Source organism: Pseudochrobactrum sp. XF203, assembly GCF_020341615.1.
Lineage (GTDB): Bacteria > Pseudomonadota > Alphaproteobacteria > Rhizobiales > Rhizobiaceae > Pseudochrobactrum > Pseudochrobactrum saccharolyticum.
Genome location: NZ_CP084393.1, coordinates 119,656 through 137,676, shown reverse-complemented (window position 1 = coordinate 137,676; position 18,021 = coordinate 119,656). Strand labels below are relative to the sequence as shown.

13 protein-coding genes are annotated in these 18,021 nt (G+C 51.9%); 5 read left to right on the top strand and 8 right to left on the bottom strand.

Translation table 11 applies throughout. The features are described 5' to 3' along the window. The first annotated feature begins 54 nt into the window (after positions 1–54). From LDL70_RS16450 to LDL70_RS16440, 3 genes are read left to right on the top strand one after another with little or no spacing between them, the layout of a single operon-like run. On the top strand, positions 55–195 hold the full coding sequence (locus LDL70_RS16450) for a hypothetical protein (RefSeq protein ID WP_022711580.1): 141 nt from the start codon (positions 55–57) through the stop codon (positions 193–195). Then, positions 192–1,493 (top strand): DNA repair exonuclease, encoded by a 1,302-nt coding sequence (locus tag LDL70_RS16445; protein WP_225689078.1) that lies wholly within the window; start codon positions 192–194, stop codon positions 1,491–1,493. The genes LDL70_RS16450 and LDL70_RS16445 overlap by 4 nt, the downstream gene beginning before the upstream one ends. After that, positions 1,493–4,990: an AAA family ATPase gene (locus LDL70_RS16440; RefSeq protein WP_225689076.1), complete on the top strand. Its 3,498-nt coding sequence runs from the start codon at positions 1,493–1,495 to the stop codon at positions 4,988–4,990. Before LDL70_RS16445 ends, LDL70_RS16440 begins: the two co-directional genes overlap by 1 nt. A 53-nt stretch (positions 4,991–5,043) precedes the next feature. On the opposite strand, the gene LDL70_RS16435 is transcribed toward LDL70_RS16440, so the two are convergent. After that, complete coding sequence (locus LDL70_RS16435) at positions 5,044–6,558, bottom strand: hypothetical protein (RefSeq protein ID WP_225689073.1); 1,515 nt, start codon at positions 6,556–6,558, stop codon at positions 5,044–5,046. 167 nt (positions 6,559–6,725) lie between these two features. On the opposite strand from LDL70_RS16435, the gene LDL70_RS16430 reads away from it, so the two are divergent. Beyond that, entirely contained in the window at positions 6,726–8,117 is a 1,392-nt protein-coding gene (locus tag LDL70_RS16430; protein WP_225689071.1) for an FAD-binding oxidoreductase, read from the top strand. A 39-nt stretch (positions 8,118–8,156) separates the two neighbouring features. Here LDL70_RS16430 and LDL70_RS16425 read toward each other — a convergent pair whose 3' ends face one another. The 7 genes from LDL70_RS16425 to LDL70_RS16395 all read right to left on the bottom strand — a co-directional run bounded on the left by LDL70_RS16425 (position 8,157) and on the right by LDL70_RS16395 (position 17,491). Then, a complete protein-coding gene (locus LDL70_RS16425; RefSeq protein WP_225689069.1) occupies positions 8,157–9,761 on the bottom strand; it encodes an ABC transporter ATP-binding protein in 1,605 nt (534 codons plus the stop codon). A 1-nt stretch (position 9,762) separates the two neighbouring features. Beyond that, entirely contained in the window at positions 9,763–10,893 is a 1,131-nt protein-coding gene (locus LDL70_RS16420; RefSeq protein ID WP_370637862.1) for an ABC transporter permease, read from the bottom strand. A 13-nt stretch (positions 10,894–10,906) separates the two neighbouring features. Continuing rightward, on the bottom strand, positions 10,907–11,830 hold the full coding sequence (locus tag LDL70_RS16415; RefSeq protein WP_225689067.1) for an ABC transporter permease subunit: 924 nt from the start codon (positions 11,828–11,830) through the stop codon (positions 10,907–10,909). 110 nt (positions 11,831–11,940) lie between these two features. Next, on the bottom strand, positions 11,941–13,533 hold the full coding sequence (locus LDL70_RS16410) for a peptide ABC transporter substrate-binding protein (RefSeq protein ID WP_151159470.1): 1,593 nt from the start codon (positions 13,531–13,533) through the stop codon (positions 11,941–11,943). 465 nt (positions 13,534–13,998) lie between these two features. Then, positions 13,999–15,144 carry a CaiB/BaiF CoA transferase family protein gene (locus LDL70_RS16405; protein ID WP_370637859.1) on the bottom strand — a complete coding sequence of 382 codons (1,146 nt, stop codon included), beginning with the start codon at positions 15,142–15,144 and terminating at the stop codon, positions 13,999–14,001. A 92-nt stretch (positions 15,145–15,236) separates the two neighbouring features. Then, positions 15,237–16,415 (bottom strand): acyl-CoA dehydrogenase, encoded by a 1,179-nt coding sequence (locus tag LDL70_RS16400; protein WP_370637861.1) that lies wholly within the window; start codon positions 16,413–16,415, stop codon positions 15,237–15,239. Positions 16,416–16,612: 197 nt separating this feature from the next. After that, positions 16,613–17,491, bottom strand: a complete 879-nt coding sequence (locus tag LDL70_RS16395; RefSeq protein WP_225689066.1) for a LysR family transcriptional regulator — start codon at positions 17,489–17,491, stop codon at positions 16,613–16,615. A gap of 106 nt (positions 17,492–17,597) precedes the next feature. Here LDL70_RS16395 and LDL70_RS16390 point away from each other — a divergent pair, with 106 nt between their 5' ends. Next, on the top strand, positions 17,598–18,017 hold the full coding sequence (locus LDL70_RS16390) for a CidA/LrgA family protein (RefSeq protein ID WP_022711591.1): 420 nt from the start codon (positions 17,598–17,600) through the stop codon (positions 18,015–18,017). The last annotated feature ends 4 nt before the right edge of the window (positions 18,018–18,021 follow it).

Below are 18,021 nucleotides of genomic sequence, written 5' to 3'. Positions count from 1 at the left end.
CTGCATATAGGAACGGGATTTTTCAATTGTAAGTGTTTGCCATAAGAAAATCCTATGATTTACAAGAATTTGTTCAGTCAGGTGAACACAGGCAGCTATGCACTTTTAAAATGCGGCGCTGCATTGATTTTTGTAACCGGCCCGTCGCATAGTCAGCGCAAAGACTTTAACCTGACTTTTCAGGAGCTGATTTGACCTACCGCTTCATTCACGCGGCGGATATCCATCTGGATTCACCGCTGCGCTCACTGGCCTTGCGCAATCAGGAACTCGCGGTGCTGATCGGCAATGCGACCCGTCGTGCTTTTGAACGCATTATCGATCTGGCGTTGAGTGAACGCGTGAATGCACTGCTGATTGCCGGTGATCTTTATGACGGCGACCAGACTTCAATGAAAACCGCACGTTTTTTGGCAGAACAACTCCGTCGTCTCGATCAGGCGGGGATTGATGTTTTCATCATTCGCGGTAATCACGATGCGCTGTCGAAAATTACCAAAGAGCTGACCCTATCGGAACGCGTGCAGATTTTTGATCGCAAAGCCCGCGCGATAACTGTTTCCGCGCCGGATCATTCTCAGCCGGTGGTTATTCACGGTTTGAGTTTTGCCAAACCCCATGCGCCGGACAGCCTGTTGCCCAATTACGAATTGCCGGTCAGCGGTGCCGTCAATATCGGGCTGATGCATACCAGTCTCAATGGTGCAGAAGGGCATGATCTTTATGCGCCGGTCAGTGTCAATGATTTGCAAGCCCATGGTTTTCATTATTGGGCGCTTGGTCATATTCATAAGCGGGCGGTCTATGCACCGACCAGTCATTATAACAGTACGGTAGTAATGGCTGGTAATCCGCAAGGGCGCGATATTAATGAGGCCGGTGTGAAATCCGTAACGCTTGTGACGGTAAATGATGACGGCACTGTGCAGACAGAAGAGCGGCTGACATCAATCGCGCAATTTGAACGGGTGAGCGTGGATGTCTCGGCTTGCGAGGATTGGCGTGCTGTGATTGCGGCAGTGCATGAGGCGCTGGAGAATAAGCGCGAAGCAACTGCAAGTGAGCAACTCGTCGCGCGTTTGCATCTGATTGGCACGACACCTCTGGCATGGCAGATGCGCCGTGACCATGATCTGCTGCTGACTGAGGCCGAGGACAGGGCAGCACAAATTGGTGATTGCTGGATTGAAAAGCTCGAGCTTGAATGCACCCCGCCACGCAAAATACAGAAAAGCGAAGGCGCACTGACCACTGATCCGCTGCTGGAACTGGGCAGATTGATTGCCGATGAGCTGGCCGCCTCTAAACATTTCCAAAGCGGTCTTGCAGAGCAGATGGATGCTCTGGTGAGAAGATTGCCAGCTGAGATGCGCAATGTTTTCGGCGGCGATGAAGCACAGGCACAGGCTCTGATTGCTGATTTATTGCAAAAAGGCAGTGAGGATGTGCTGGCAGAATTGAGTGCGGCCGCACAGGCAGAGGAACAGGCATAATGCGGATTAATCGTCTGGATCTCACCCGCTATGGCCGCTTTACCGATCATGTGCTGGATTTTGGTGCGGCAGATCAGGGCAAACCTGATTTGCATATTATTTACGGGCCGAATGAAGCGGGAAAATCAACCACATTTTCGGCGCTGCTCGATCTGCTCTTCGGTATTGAACATAAGAGCCGCTATGATTTTCTGCATTCATATTCAGCGATGAAAATCGGCGCTTCCCTGCAGTTACAGGGTATAACGCAGGAACTGGTGCGCACCAAAGCGCGCAATAACAGCCTGAGTGATCCGGCTGGCCGCGTTTTGCCGGAAACACTGATTTCCGACGAATTAGGCGATATTGATCGTAATGCCTATCGTATGATGTTCTCGCTGGACGATGACACATTGGAAGAAGGCGGCGATGCGATCCTTGCCAGCAAGGGTAATCTTGGTGAGTTGCTGTTTTCGGCCAGTGCCGGTCTTGCGGGCATCAGCCAGAATCTCAATTTGCTGCGCAGCCGCGCTGATCAGTTCTATCGTTCCGGTGGGCGTACAGGCGGGCTGGTTGATCTCAATGCACAATTGAAAGAGCTTGAAACCGCGAAGGCCGAGCTGGATGCGAAAAGCTCGGCACAAAGCTATGGCAAATTGAGTGACAGTTTCCGGCAGGCCGAGGCGGAGTATCAGCAGGCTCTGACTGCGCATGGGCAGATAAGAGGCCGCATTGCAGAGATTGAGGCTATGCTCAATGCGCTGCCGCATTATCACCGGCTGCATCGCCTGCGTGAAGAACTGGCCGCTTTTGCAGATATTCCGGCGGTGCCTGCCGGTTTTGCCGATGAGCAGCCGCGATTGATGATTGATGATGCGGAACTGCGCGTTCGTGTTGAAAATCAGTCGGCAGAGATAGCGCGGCTTGAACGGGAAATTGCTGAAATTCATCCTGATGAAAATGCGCTGAATCTCGCCACTTCTGCCGGACATTTGCAGGATCTGCAGGCACGGTTTGTAACGGCAGAGAAGGATCTGCCGGAGCGGGAAGCTGCGTTACATGCTGAGCAACATAAAATTGAGGCGCTGCTGTTCCGTCTGGGACGGGATATCAAAACTGATCCGCGCACATTACTTATCAATATTCAGACAGAAACGGCATTGCGCAGCCTTATTGAGCAGCGCTCCGGTATTACGGCAGCCTTGCAAATGACCGGCAAGGAATTGGCTGTTGCGGAAGAACGGCTGAAACTTGCGCAGGATAAGTTGAAGCAAAGCGGCATCACGCAGGCACATTGCGATCCTGCATCAATGCGCTACCTGCATGATCTGCTGAACCGTTTGCGCAGTGAGGATTTGAGCAATTCTTTGCGACTGGCCGATCAGGCTGCACGGGAAGAAGAAGCGCAACTGCATGAAATCTGGCAGGCACTGTCTTATCGTCAACATGATTTTGAGACTGATCTGAAACTACTTGCCGCCTTGGCAGTGCCGGATGTGGCGGAAGTGGAAGCAGCAGGGCGGGATATGCAGGTGCTGCAAAACCGCTGGCAACAGACACAGGATAATCAGGCCAAAAACACCGATGAAATGGTGCAATTGCGCGCGCAATTGCAGGCTGTGCAGCAAAATAGTCTGGTTATCACGCAGGAACAGGCTGCGGAACTGCGCCAAAACCGCAATGCCGCATGGCAGCAGCATCGCAAGAGCCTGAGCAGTGAAAGTGCAGATGCGTTTGAGCGCTATCTAATGCAAGACGATCAGGCCGTGCATAACAGGCTGACACAGGCTGCAGAATTTGCCCGCGCCATGCAATTGCGGGAACGGCTTGCTGTGCTTGAGGCACAGAACCTCCATCTTCAAAATTCCGGCACGGCGGCACAGGCGGATTTGCAGGCGGTGGAAGCGCGTCTCGCTATATGGCAGCAGCAGTTTGTACCGGTCTGCAAAGAGAAACTGTCTGCAGGCAGTTTATTGCGCTGGATGGAGAAACGCGAAGCTTTACTGCAAAAACGTCAGCTTTGGCTGCGCGCCCGCCGGTCACGTAATGAGAAGCTGGTACAAATCAGACAGGCGGAAACTGATCTGACTACGGCACTACAACAGGTCGGCGTGGCTGTTGCGGAAACTGGCTTAAGCGCACTCCAGACACAGGCCGTTACGCTGCATGAGAGTTTTCAGCTTTATGCCGGTTTGCAGGCCGAACTGGCAGAGCGGGAGCAGGAATTACGCCTTCGCCGTAAAAATGCTGATGAGGTTCAGGCGCAGGATGCGCAGTGGCAGAAAGACTGGGCAAGCACTTGTCAGGCCACATGGCTGGGGCAGGCGGATGCTGTTCCGGCGCTGGATGAGGTGCGCGAAATTCTGAACCTGATGGCAGAACTGGCTCCGGCACTTGAGCGCAGTCATGATCTGGCGCAACGTATCCATGCGATGCACGACGATCAGGCAGCCTATCGTCGTGAGACGGAAGCTTTGGCGAAGCGTCTTGGTCTGCCTGTGCAGACATCGACGGGTGAGGGTATTCCGGTCGCCGAGCTTGCTATGCATAGCGCGCAGCGCATTCGCAAAGCGGAAGACGAATACAAAAAGCTGCAAGAGCTGCAAGGTCGTCTGGCGGAAGCTGAACAGCACAGGCTGCAACTGAACCAGAAAGCCGGTGAGCTCAATGCCAGAAAGCAGGCTATGCTCACGCAATTGCAGGCGGACACACTGGAAGATGCCGGTTTTAAAATTCAGGCCGGTGCTAAAAAAACGCAGCTGGAACAAGTGCTGACGGATGAAGAGCAAACGATCACGCATTTGTTGAGACTTGCGCATCCGGCAGAAGCTGAGGACCTGCTGGCGCAAGCTGATAGTGGTGAGCTCAAAGAACAATTACTGGGTCTGCGCGAACAGGATGAGGCACAGGATCGGCATAAGCAGGAACAATACCGGCTGAAGATGCAGGCTGAGCAGCTTTTGCGTGAGGCGCAGGCCGGTGATGACAGCGCTGCAAAACTGGATGAACAGCGCCGCACATTATTGCTGGAGATTGAAGAAAAATCGAAACAATATCTGCGACTGCGCTTTGGTATCAGTGCGGCGGAGCAGGCTTTACGCCTCTATCGCGATCAGCATCGCTCATCCATGATGGCGCAGGCATCAGAGGCCTTTGCTGCGATCAGTCAGGGCAGTTATCGCCAGCTGACAACACAGACCGATAAGGACAGTGAAATTCTGATTGCTGTGGCGGCTGATGGCAGTTCAAAAACGGCGGATCAACTGTCTAAGGGCACGCGGTTTCAGCTTTATCTGGCTCTGCGTATCGCCGGTTATTATGAATTTGTGTCGCGCCGTCCGATGCCGTTTATCGCTGATGATATTATGGAAACATTTGACGATGACCGTGCGCGGGAAACTTTCCGGCTTTTCACACAAATGGCCGGTCAGGGGCAGGTGATCTATCTGACCCATCACCAGCATTTATGTGAGATCGCGCAGGATGTGTATCCGGATGTGCGTCTGCATCAGCTCTGATACGCAATGAAGATATAAAAAAGCCTGCATCCGGAGATGCAGGCTTTTTGCTTTTATTTGTTGGCTTCGACTTTAACGCCCAGCACTGACCAAAGTTTTTTCGGCTCAGCCATACCAACCGCTGTCAGAATACCGAAGGTCACCGGATTTTCCGGCTGGATTTTAAAGCTGATTGATTTCGGTGCGTCCAGATATTCGCCCACGGCCTTCGCGGCCTCAACAACAAGCGGCTCATTTTCAAAATAAGCAACGCCGATCTGCAGCTGGTCTTTCATTTCCTGCACGAGAGCTTCACGGGTAATACCGCGTTCTTTTGCCTGATAGTCCAGCACTTTGCCGAAGAAATTTGCATCATCGTAACGCAATTCCATATTGCTGATGGACAGGTTCTGCAACATGCCCACGGCTGCAATCTGCATGGAAGTGTTGTCACCGCCGTCTTCCATCACACTGGTCAGCAGATCCTGCACAGCTTTTATGAATTTCAGATTATAACCGCCCATTGCGAGCTTATAATTATAAGTACCGATATTCTGACCGCTAATGGTCATCTGATCGACAGTATATTCGCCGCTAAAAGGTGACCAGGTGCCTTTGCCATCCATGGTCAGGTGAATTTTTTCCAGTCCGAGCGCACGGATTGCGTCCATGTCCAGATCACTGGTATCTTCTGCCAGTTCTTCCGCGTCGCCGCTGTCTTCAATCGTCTCGTCAGTATTGTCTGTGGCAATATCTGGATTCGCATCGGCTGCAACCGCAGCATCAGCCTTGTCAGCAGGGGCGGCATCATCGGTTGCCGGTGCAGCATTTTCGGTGGTCGCTTTCGCGGCATCTGCTGCTTCCTGCGCAGCTTCTTCTGCCGCCTTCGTGGCCTCTTCTACAGATTTCTGAAACTCAGCGGCTTCTTTTTTCTTCTTTTCCTGATCGATGCGGTTCGCTTCTTCAAGATCAACCTTCAGCGCCTCAATGCCCCAGCTATAATTGCTGGCTTTTTCTTTGCTGAAAGGTTCCTGCGCGAAATGTACGCCGTTCAGTTCAAAAACCGGCTTGCCTTCGACCGTGACACTGATGGCACCGAGATGAAAGCTCTCGGCATATTGCATACGGCCGAGCAGATCGACTTTCGGGTCTTTGGTCAGTTTGACATTGTTGAAGCGGATATCAGAGGTGGTGAAAACGCTGTTGTCTTCAACGATTTTGACATCATCAAATGCGGCTTTTTCAACGAGATAAACATCGCCTTCGCCCTCGGTAATATTGCTCAGCGTAATCTTGCCGAGATTAACAGGGGCGTTGTCTTTCTCGTCTTTTTCCACTTCTTCTGTTTCGTCAGTCGAAGTTTTTGGCATAGCAATCTGTGCTTTTGCATCATGCAGAATGACATTTTTGCCGTCGGTTTCTGCTTTGGAGAATGTCAGTTCCACCATCTGTTCTTTGAGAAGAGCCTGCAGACGCTTTGCAACATCATCACCTGTCCATGCCAGTGCAGTGCCAGCCCAAAGCGGCGCGATCACAGCAGTCAGAACGAAAGTTTTGGCAAAAGCAGAGCGGGACATATTCAATGGCATGAGAAACCTCAGTAAAAAGAACGGACAATATTAATTTTGACCGCAGGATGATTGCTGCCGAACTTATTAAAAAACAGAACGACCTGAAGCGTAATAATTTTGTAAATCCCTATAACAATTCAGAACCAATTCCAATAAACATAATCTCACAAATCAAGGGGAATGAAATGCAAAGCGCTTCTGTCCGGCAGTTACTGCTGGAAAAACTATCCGGTCTTCTCGGTAAAGACATTCAAACCGGTTCTGATCTTGATATTTCGCATCTGAGTGACTGGAGCGATGAGCAGGGCGGCACACCGCTGGCTCTGGTTCTGCCTCGGGATACGCAAACTGTTTCTGAAATTCTGAAACTCTGCAATGAATACCGTATCGCAGTTGTTCCGCAGGGCGGACTGACCGGCCTTGCCGGCGGCGCAGTGCCGGTACAGGATTGTGTGCTTCTGTCGCTGCGCAATATGAACCGCATTGAGACAATCAATGCGCAGGCCGGAACGATGATTGTCGAGGCCGGTGCCATTCTGCAGAATATTCAGGATGCAGCGCGCAATGCAGGCATGAATTTTGCGCTGGATCTGGGCGCGCGCGGTTCCTGCCAGATCGGCGGCAATATCTCCACCAATGCGGGCGGCAATCGTGTGATCCGCTATGGCATGACCCGTGATCTGGTGCTGGGTCTGGAAGCGGTGCTGGCAGACGGCACAATTCTTAGCATGATGAATGAAATGCCGAAAAACAATGCGGCGCTGGATATGAAGCATCTGTTTATCGGTGCGGAAGGGACAATGGGGGTTGTGACCCGTGCCGTGCTGCGTCTGCGTCCGGGGATCGGCGGTGCCAATGCCGCAGTCGTTGCGCTTGAGAATTTTGAGAATGCCCTGAATTTGCTGAATTATGCGCAAAAGCGTCTTTCCGGCCGCGTCAGTGCTTTTGAAGCCATGTGGGGCGACTATTACAACATGGCTGCGAAATATGCCCGCGCACCACTCGAAGGCAGCTATCCGCTTTATGTGTTGATGGATATGCAGGGCGCTGAACCGGATGCGGAAGCGGATTTGTTTCAGTCTGTGCTCGAACATGCATTGGAACAGGGATGGATTGCCGATGCTGCTATTGCACAATCCCATCGTGAGGCCGAAGAATTCTGGACAATGCGCGATGCCATTGCGGAAATCATGACCCATGAAGGCCCGTGCATCGGTTTTGACGTGTCAGTCCCGCAAACACAGATCGGTGCAGCGGTAGATGCTATTCAGGTGGCATTGCAGAACCGCTATCCGGGCATGACCAGCCTGTTTTTCGGTCATGTCGGTGATTGTAATTTCCATATTGATATTACGAAATATACGGATTTCACCGAAGATGACCGCGCGGTTGAAGATATTGTCTATGACATTATCCGCACATTTAAAGGCTCGGTTTCAGCGGAACACGGTATCGGCCTGCATAAAAAACCGTGGCTGCATTACAGCCGCAGCGCTGCCGAATTGCAGACTTTGAAAACCCTTAAAGCGGCGCTTGATCCGCATAATATTCTTAATCCCGGTAAAGTGCTGGATTAAAAATAAAAGGCCAGAGTTTAAGCTCCGGCCTTTTGATCTTTACGCTCCGAAGCGTTTTTCGCTCATGGAAGCCTGCATCAGTGCTTTGGTATAATCCTCGCGCGGTGCATCGAAAATCTGCTCGGTCTGGCCTTCTTCGACAACCTTTCCGGTTTTCATTACCAGAATATAATCGGAAAGCGCACGCACCACTGCCAGATCATGGCTGATGAACAGATAAGACAGGCCGTATTTTTCCTGCAAATCACGCAGCAACGTTACCACCTGTTTTTGCACCGAGCGGTCAAGCGCACTGGTCGGTTCATCCAGCACAATGACTTTCGGTTTCAGGATCATGGTACGGGCAATCGCAATACGCTGACGCTGACCACCGGAGAATTCATGCGGATAGCGGTTGCGCATTGAAGGCTCAAGACCAACCTCTTTCAGTGCTTCACCGGCACGGATATCCCGCTCTTTGGCGGAGAGTTCCGGCTCATGGATCAGCAGCCCTTCGGTGATGATCCGCCCGACAGTCATACGCGGGCTGAGCGAGCCGAACGGATCCTGAAATACCAGCTGTAATTCGCGCCGTTTCGGGCGCATTTCCTGCGGGTCTGTCGGTAGCTCTTTGCCGAGATAGGCAATACGCCCGTCTGATTTCAGCAGGCGCAGAATAGCACGGCCAAGCGTAGATTTACCCGAACCGGATTCCCCCACAATGCCGATGGTCTGCCCCTGTTTGAGGTTGAGCGAAATACCATCCACCGCGCGCAGAACCGTCTGCGGTTTCAACCAGCCTTTTGCCAGATTGAAAGTGACAGACACATCATCTGCCTCAATCAGCAAAGGTGCAGTTGCGGGTGGTGCGGCTTTGGTGCCTTCCGGCTCTGCATCCAGCAGCATCTTGGTATAGGCATGCTCGGGAGAAGAGAAAATTTTCTCCGTTGCACCGCTTTCAACCACTTCACCGGAGCGCATGACACAAACCTGATCGGCAAAACGTTTCACAATACCCAGATCATGGGTAATGAAAACGATGGCCATGCCGAGGCGCTTCTGCAAATCGGCCAGCAGCTCCAGAATTTGCGCCTGAATGGTCACATCCAGCGCCGTTGTCGGCTCATCGGCTATCAGAATATCCGGATCATTCGCCAATGCCATCGCGATCATCACACGTTGGCGCTGACCGCCGGATAATTCATAAGGATAGCTGTCGATACGACGTTCCGGTTCGGGAATGCCGACCAGTTTCAGCAATTCCAGAATGCGCGGACGTGCCTGCGCTTTGCTCATCCCGCGATGGAAATGCAAAGGCTCGGCCAGCTGGTCGCCGATTTTATAAAGCGGATCAAGCGAGGTCATCGGTTCCTGAAAAATCATGGTGATTTTGGCACCACGGATTTTATTCAGCTCTTTGTCGGACATGCCGACCAGATCCTGACCGCGATAAAGCGCCTGACCGGTCGCTTTACCATTCGACGATAGCAACCCCATGATCGCCATGGTTGTCTGGCTTTTGCCGGAACCGGATTCACCGACGATTGCGACGGTCTCGCCGGATTTCACATCAAGGCTGATACCGCGTACCGCATGAACCGGCCCGTCATTGGTTTCAAATGTTACGCGCAGGTCGCGTACAGATAAGACTGTTTCTGCTGTCATCTTAACGGTCCTTCGGATCAAGGCTGTCACGCAGGCCGTCGCCCAGGAAGTTCAGCGCAAAGAGAATGAGTGTCAGGGTGACCGCAGGGAAAATCAGCTGCCATGAAGCGCCGCGCATATTCTGCGCCCCTTCAGAGATCAGCAGGCCGAGCGATGTCATCGGGTCCTGAACACCAAGACCGAGGAAGGACAACAAGCTTTCAAGCAGAATGGCTTTCGGTACCAGCAGGGTAACGAAAACAATCACCGGCCCCAGCGCGTTCGGAATAATATGACGGGTAATAATACCGCGTCGTGTTGCACCGAGCGCTTCTGCCGCCTGCACAAATTCCTGCCGTTTGAGGCTCAGGGTCTGACCGCGCACAATACGTGCCATATCCAGCCATTCCGTTGCACCGATGGCAATGAAGATGATGATGATCGACCGCCCGAAAAACACCAGCATCAGAATGACGAAGAAAATGAAGGGCAGAGAATAGAGAATATCGACAATACGCATCATGATATTGTCAGCACGACCGCCGAGATAACCGGAAATAGCGCCATAGCTGACGCCGAGAACAAGCGCCATAACGGAAGCCAGCAGACCGATTGCCAATGAGATACGTACACCGATAAAGGTACGGGTCATCATATCGCGGCCGAGATTATCGGTGCCGAAGAAGAAGTAATTACGTGCCACATCCAGCGAGAGCTTGCCGCTCAGCTTGTCGGCTGCCAGTTCAAGGCTCGGATTGCTGAACAGATCGGAGCGTTCGAAATAACGCAGAACGCGCTGATCCAGTTCACGTCCCGCACTTGAGGTCACGTCAATAGTGAGTTTCGAACCGGCAAGCTCCGGTTCTCCGCCTTTCAGGCGCGCGCGCGCCATTTCCCGTTCAAGGCCGGGAATAATCGTATCCGCACGCGGATAGGCTTCAAGGCTTGGTGCTACGCGCACAAATTGCGGATAGATTTTTTCATAGGGATGCGGGCTGACCATCGGCCCGAAAATACCGACGAGTGACAGAAAAATCAGCACAACGGCACTGGCAACAGCGGCGCGGTTGCGGCGAAGTCTGATCCATGCATCCTGCCAGAGAGAACGGCCGGCAACAGCTGTGTTGCCTTCCGGTGCGCCGTGAGACGGCATATTTGTTGAGATATCAGTCATAGCGCACCCGCGGATCAAGATAAGCATAGATCAGGTCAACAACGAGGTTGAACAGCACGACAAAGACCGAGATGACAACAACAGTGCCCATCACCAATGTATAGTCGCGCCCCAATGCGCCTTGTACGAAATAGCGACCAATACCAGGAATACCGAAAATGGTTTCCACAACCACCGAACCGGTGAGCAAAGCTGCGGCTGTCGGCCCCAGATAGGAGACAGCAGGCAGAAGAGCGGCACGCAATGCATGAACGCCGACGACGATGCGGGCAGGCAGACCATAGGCACGGGCGGTACGCACATGGTTGGCACGCAGGGCTTCAATGGTTGAGCCGCGCACTAAGCGGGCAATCACCGCCACTTGTGGCAGTGCCAGTGTGGTGATCGGCAAAATCCAATAGGTGACATTGGCGGAAGACCAGCCACCGGCAGGTACCCAGCCGAGAATAACGCCGAAGAACAGGCTGAGCAGCGGTGCGACAACGAAATTGGGGGTGGTGATGCCGAATGTTGCAACGGCCACAATGGTATAATCCAGCCATGAATTCTGGCGCAAGGCGGCAAGCGCGCCGAGCAATGTGCCGAGAATGGCGGCAAGTGTGAGAGCCAGACCACCGAGCATGATGGAAACCGGCAGGCCGGAAGCGAACAGATCATTGACCGTAAAGTCACGGCGGGCAAAGCTCGGGCCCAGATCACCCTGAAGCAGATTGCCTAAATAAATCAGATATTGCTGCCATAAAGGCGCATCCATATTATAGGCTTTTTTCAGGTTTTCGAGGATCAGCGGATCAATCGGGCGCTCAAGATCAAACGGGCCGCCCGGAACAAGCCGGATCATGAAGAAGGTCAGCGTGATGATGATAAATATCGTCGGGATCGCGCTGGCCAGCCGCCGCAGCGTATAGCTCAACATATAATTTTCCTGACTGCAGCCTTCATAAAAATAATGGCTGCGGCAAAGTTAAAATAGTTTGATATGCAACAGGCTGCATAGGTGAATATGCAGCCTGCCAGTAAAAATACTTACTGTTTGAGCGACAGCCAGCGGGTTGCATGTGCATCCATCAGGTTGTCATACCAGCCTTCGATATTTTCGGAGACCAGAGCGCGTGATGAATAATACAGCACCGGAATAACGGCTGTTTCTTTGAGCAACAGACGTTCCGCATCGGCAAGAATTTCCGCGCGGGCTTTAAGATCTGTTGTGGCTTCAGCTTTAGCCATCAGAGCATCGTAGTCTTTGTTCTTCCACTTGGAATAGTTAAAGCTGACGTCACTCTGGGTCAGGAACAGGAAGTTCTGCGGATCATTATAATCGCCGATCCAGCCTGCGCGGGCGATGTCAAAAGGACCATCTTCACGCAGGAAGTTGAAATAGGTAGCACCTTCGGTTTCATTGAGCGTGGCTTTGATGCCGATATTGCTCAGCATATCCGCAATCGCGGCCATTGTGTTCTTGTGGTTCTCGGATGTGTTATAGAGCAGTTCGATTGACAAGCTGCCCGGCTCAACACCGGCTTCTTTCAAAAGCTCTTTAGCTTTATCTTCACGTTCCAGCATGTCTTTGTCGGCATATTCAGCCTTCACACCGCCTTCAACATAATTGGCAATGCCCGGAGGAACCACGGAATAGGCCGGAAGCATTGTGCCCTGCCAGACCTGTTCTGCCATGAATTCACGGTCAATCGCCATGGAGATGGCTTCACGAACACGCGGGTCTTTCAGTTTACTGTCGGCAACTTTACCTTTAACCGGCAGATAATAGGAGCCGAGATAAGGGGCAATACGGAATTCTTTAGCCAGTTTGCTCTTCACATAGTCCATCTGTTCGGACGGAACGTCGGAGCAGACCTGCACTTCTTTGGCTTCAAAGCGGCGCATGCAGCTGGCGCGGTCTTCGAAAGGAATCCAGTTAACAACATCGATCTTGACCTGATCGGCGTCATAGAAGTTCGGATTCTTCTTCATGACGATTTTGTCGTTTGGTGTAAAGCTGACCAGCTGATAGGCACCATTGGTGACCATTTTGCCCGGTGTTGTGAATTTATCACCGTTTTCTTCAACGCTTTTCTTGTTCATCGGCAGACCGGTCTGGTGGGTCAGCAGTTCAAGAAAATACGGTGTCGGGCCTTTCAGCGTAATTTTGAGGGTCAGATCATCGACCGCTTCAACGCCCAGATCTTCAAGTGGTTTCTTACCACCAACCACATCTTCAGCGTTTTTGATTGGGAACAGCATGCTGGCATAACCGGCAGCAGTTTTAGGATCCATAATGCGGCGGAATGTGAACAGGAAATCACCGGCAGTTACCGGATCGCCATTCGACCATTTGGCATCGTCACGCAGGTGGAATGTGTAAACCAGACCGTCTTCGGAAATATCCCAGGACTTGGCGGTGGCAGCAACAGCTTCGCCTTTGGCGCTCTGACGAACAAGGCCGTCATAGAGATCGGCCATGATGCGGCCTTCGGAAACGGTGGATGTGCGGTGATGATCCAATGTTGCCGGATCTGTGTCGTTACCACGGTTCAGAACGACTTCGGCAGATGCCACACCGGCAAAAGCGCCGGTCAGTGTGAGTGCGCAGACACCTGCGAGCAAAATTTTACGATACATATAACCCTCCCTGTTAAAGTACTGAGACGGATTCTAGTATGAGTTTTTCAGGCAGAGTCAAACATCTATTTTCAGTTCTCAGCCGTGCGCCTTTAGTCGAAGGAGATTATTTTAAAACAAAAGAGAAACTTTGTTATTAATCGCAATATTATTGGCTAATTCTAAAATTTTATTACAAAGAACGAAACTAAAACAAATTGCCAGAAAACCATATTATTCAATGGGATAAAATATTTTATCAACACTGATAATTTAAGTAAAATACAATAAATATGGCTGATGAAAAAAAATTGCCTTTATGTGGATAAAAACCCCGCCATTTTAGCGGACAAGACCTTCATTCTGCAGGCAAATCAGCCAAATCACGAGTCAGTTTTGTAACAGCAATATGTCATCGCCTGTTTTACCGGACGATCAGCCAATAAAAAGGCCGCTGAAAGCGGCCTTCTGAAATACTGTTTTTGGTTATTTTTCAGAGTTCAATTCTGCCAGAATTTCTTCCGTATGCTCGCCTAAACGCGGGGAGCGCAGGCCGGTTTTCAGTTCTGCATTGGAGAATTTCAGCGGCGTGCGCAGTCCCGGAACACCTTGATTGTCCACCCGCATCTGACGGGCGATGAATTGCGGATCACTGAACACATCGGCAATGGTATTGATCGGCCCTGCCGGTACAGCGAGCTTTTCCAGTGCGGCCAACAGATCATCGCGCAACCATGCAGATGTTTTTGCTTCAAGCTGAGCTGTCAGTTCATCACGGTTTTGTACGCGAGCCGCATTGGTACGGAATTTCTCATCCTCAGCCAGTTCCGACAGCTCCAGCAAACCTGCCAGTTTGGCGAATTGGCCGTCATTACCGCAGGCGATGATGAAATAGCCGTCTTTCACCGGCAATGTCTGATAAGGCGCAATATTCGGATGCGCATTGCCGAGACGTTTCGGCGCTATGCCGGAAGCGAGGAAATTCATTGCCTGATTGGCAAGAACGCCGGTCATGCAATCAAACAGTGACATATCAATATGCTGACCGAGACCTGTTACCTGACGATGCAGCAGCGCGGACTGAATACCGATGACACCGTAAAGACCGGTGATAATATCGACCAGTGCCACGCCGATTTTCTGCGGCTCGCCTTTCGGGTCGCCGGTAATATCCATAATGCCGCTCATGCCCTGAATCATGAAATCATAACCGGCACGGGCTGCATAAGGCCCGTCATGACCGAAACCGGTGACGGAGCAATAGATCAGACGCGGATTGATTTCCTTCAGGGTTTCATAATCAAGGCCGTATTTTTTCAGGCCGCCGAGTTTGAAATTCTCGATGACAATATCGGCATCTTTGATGAGTTTGAGAACGGTCTCACGCCCTGCATCTTCACGAAAATCGCAGGTGATCGAGCGTTTACCGCGATTGCAGGCATGATAATAGGCGGCTGACTGTTCCGCACCGTCGTCAATATAAGGCGGACCCCATTTGCGGGTATCATCGCCCTCAGGGCTTTCTACCTTAATGACATCGGCACCGAGATCCGCCAATGTCTGGCCGATCCACGGCCCTGCAAGAATACGTGCCAGTTCAACGACTTTAATGCCTTCCAACGGCGCCTGCATCAGATTTGCTCCGGATATGAAAAACCCGCTTCCATCAGTTATGCCGCTGAAAAATCAGCGCCATACAGAGGGAAGCGGGCGATTATCAGTTATTAAAAGAATGCCTGAAGACCGGTCTGCGCACGGCCGAGGATCAGCGCGTGAACATCATGGGTACCTTCATAGGTATTCACTGTTTCCAGATTCTGCGAATGACGCATCACGTGATATTCGATCTGAATACCGTTGCCGCCATGCATGTCGCGAGCCTGACGGGCGATGTCGAGCGCTTTACCGCAATTGTTGCGCTTCATCAGCGAAATCATTTCCGGTGCAAATTTATGGTCATCCATCAGACGGCCAACACGCAGCGAGCCCTGAAGGCCGAGCGTGATTTCTGTCTGCATATCGGCCAGTTTCTTCTGGAAAAGCTGTGTCTGCGCCAGCGGACGGTTGAACTGCTTACGATCCAGACCATATTGCAGCGCACGGTGCCAGCAATCTTCCGCCGCACCGAGAACACCCCATGAAATACCATAGCGGGCGCGGTTGAGGCAGCCGAACGGACCTTTGAGGCCGGAAACATTTGGCAGCAGGGCATCTTCGCCGACTTCCACGCCGTCCATCACGATTTCACCGGTGACGGAAGCACGCAGGGAAAGCTTGCCGCCGATCTTCGGTGCGCTCAGACCTTTCATGCCTTTTTCAAGCACAAAACCGCGGATTTGATTGTCATGGGCAACGGATTTCGCCCAGACGACGAACACATCGGCGATCGGGGAGTTGGAAATCCACATTTTCGAGCCGTGCAGCTTGTAGCCGGTCGCGGTTTTTTCCGCGCGGGTTTTCATGCCTGCAGGATCAGAACCGGCATCAGGCTCGGTCAGGCCAAAGCAGCCGATCAGCTCGCCGGACACCAGACCCGGCAGATATTTGTCTTTCTGCTCTTCCGAACCATAGGCAAAAATCGGGTAGATCACGAGTGAGGACTGCACGCTCATCATCGAACGATAGCCGGAGTCAATGCGCTCTACTTCACGGGCAACAAGACCGTAGGAAACATAATTGGCTTCCGCCGCGCCGTATTTTTCCGGCAATGTCACACCGAGCAGACCGGCCTGACCCATCAGGCGGAACAGTTCAGGCTGCACAGCTTCTTCAAGATAGGCTTCTTCAATGCGCGGCAGCAGTTCGCTCTTGGCAAAAGCCGCAGCGGAATCGCGGATCATGCGTTCATCATCAGACAACTGATCATCGAGCAGGAACGGATCGCTCCATGAAAATTTTGTCATGTCACTCATTTACTATCTCCCGAAAAATTTGGCTCATTCTCAGACGACTACCCCAAAACTGCAAACCCTTATTTGCACTTTAGTCATGAATTCTACGCATCAACTCGGCAATGCCCAGCTTGGATATGTGCGGTTTTATCAGGCGGTTCGGGAGAAACGAGCCTGAATTTCCTGGCAATAATGCCTGCCAGCCCTTATCAGTGCTGAAAACGTGCTGCCAGTTCCAGCCATGCACGCGCGGCATGAGGCAGATAAGCGCCGCGCCGCCAGACCCATGCCATGTCCCATGAAAGATCGGGTTCTGTCAGTGTAATATGTCGGACACCGTCGCGCACCCGTTGTTCGGCAATCAGACGCGGGAGAAAGCCGATACCAAGCCCTGCATAAACCAGCTCGATGATGAAATTAATCTGGCTGGAGCGTGCGGCAATGGACGGCGTGAAGCCCTGACTGCGACAGGCATTCAGAATAATCGGATTGAGCGCAAAGGCACTGTCAAACAGGATGAACGGCATATCCTGTAATTGTTTCAAGGGAATAAAGGGCTGATCGGCCAGCGGGTGCGAAGCGGGGATCAGCACATCAATCGGCTCTTTGCGGACATTCTGCCAGTCAAATTCATCAGGCGCAGGCAAGAGGGAGGCACCAAGATCCACCTCGCCGTCGCGCACCATATCTTCGAGTTTTTTGCTGCCATGCTCGACAAGATGAATATCAATGCCGGGATAAAGACGACGGTAAATTGCAAACATCGGTGCGAACAGCGCGTCACTGCCGATTGGCGGTAATCCGAGCCGCAGCACACCTTTGGTCAGCCCCTGCAATTCTGCCAGTTCGGTTTTCAGATCATCCTGTTCTGCCAGCATACGCAGAGCGCGTTGGAATACCACTTCTCCGGCATCGGTCATCACCGATTTATGGCCGTTACGGTCGAGCAGGGTCACGCCAAGTTCGTCTTCAAGCTGACGCACGGCTTTGCTGACAGCTGATTGCGTGAGGAAAACAGTCTTGGCAGCCTGTGTGAAACCGCCTTGGCGGACAACCTCGGCGAATATCCGTAATGTGCGCAGTTCCATTGCTATTCCATTTGGGACTTAATTCTATTCAATCAATTCATTTTTATCATGAATGGGGTTGGCGTATAAAGGGGAAAATTAATTTGCATGAAAAGAGTGCCATAAAATGTCTCCAGCTCAAATGTCGGGAGGAGTCCGCCATTGGGTACAAAACAGCCGGATCGGCCAGATCGCTTTGATCGCCGGTTTCTGGGCTTTGGGGGAGGGTATCGCCAGAATAACGCATCTGCCTGTGCCGGGCAGTGTCATCGGCTTGTTTCTGTTATTCATACTTTTGATGACCGGCGGCATGAACCTGCTGACTGTGCGCCGTGGTGCGCAATGGTATCTGGCAGAGATGCTGCTGTTTTTTATCCCTGCGGTTCTTGCCGTGCTCGATCACCATGAGTTTTTCGGTCTGCTGGGTCTGAAAATTCTCGCGGTTATTTTGCTCGGCACGGTTATCGTGATGATCTCCACCGCATTGGCGGTTGAAGCGGGTTTGCGTCTGAGCCGTCATTTGCAAAAGATGAGACATTCATCATGAGCGG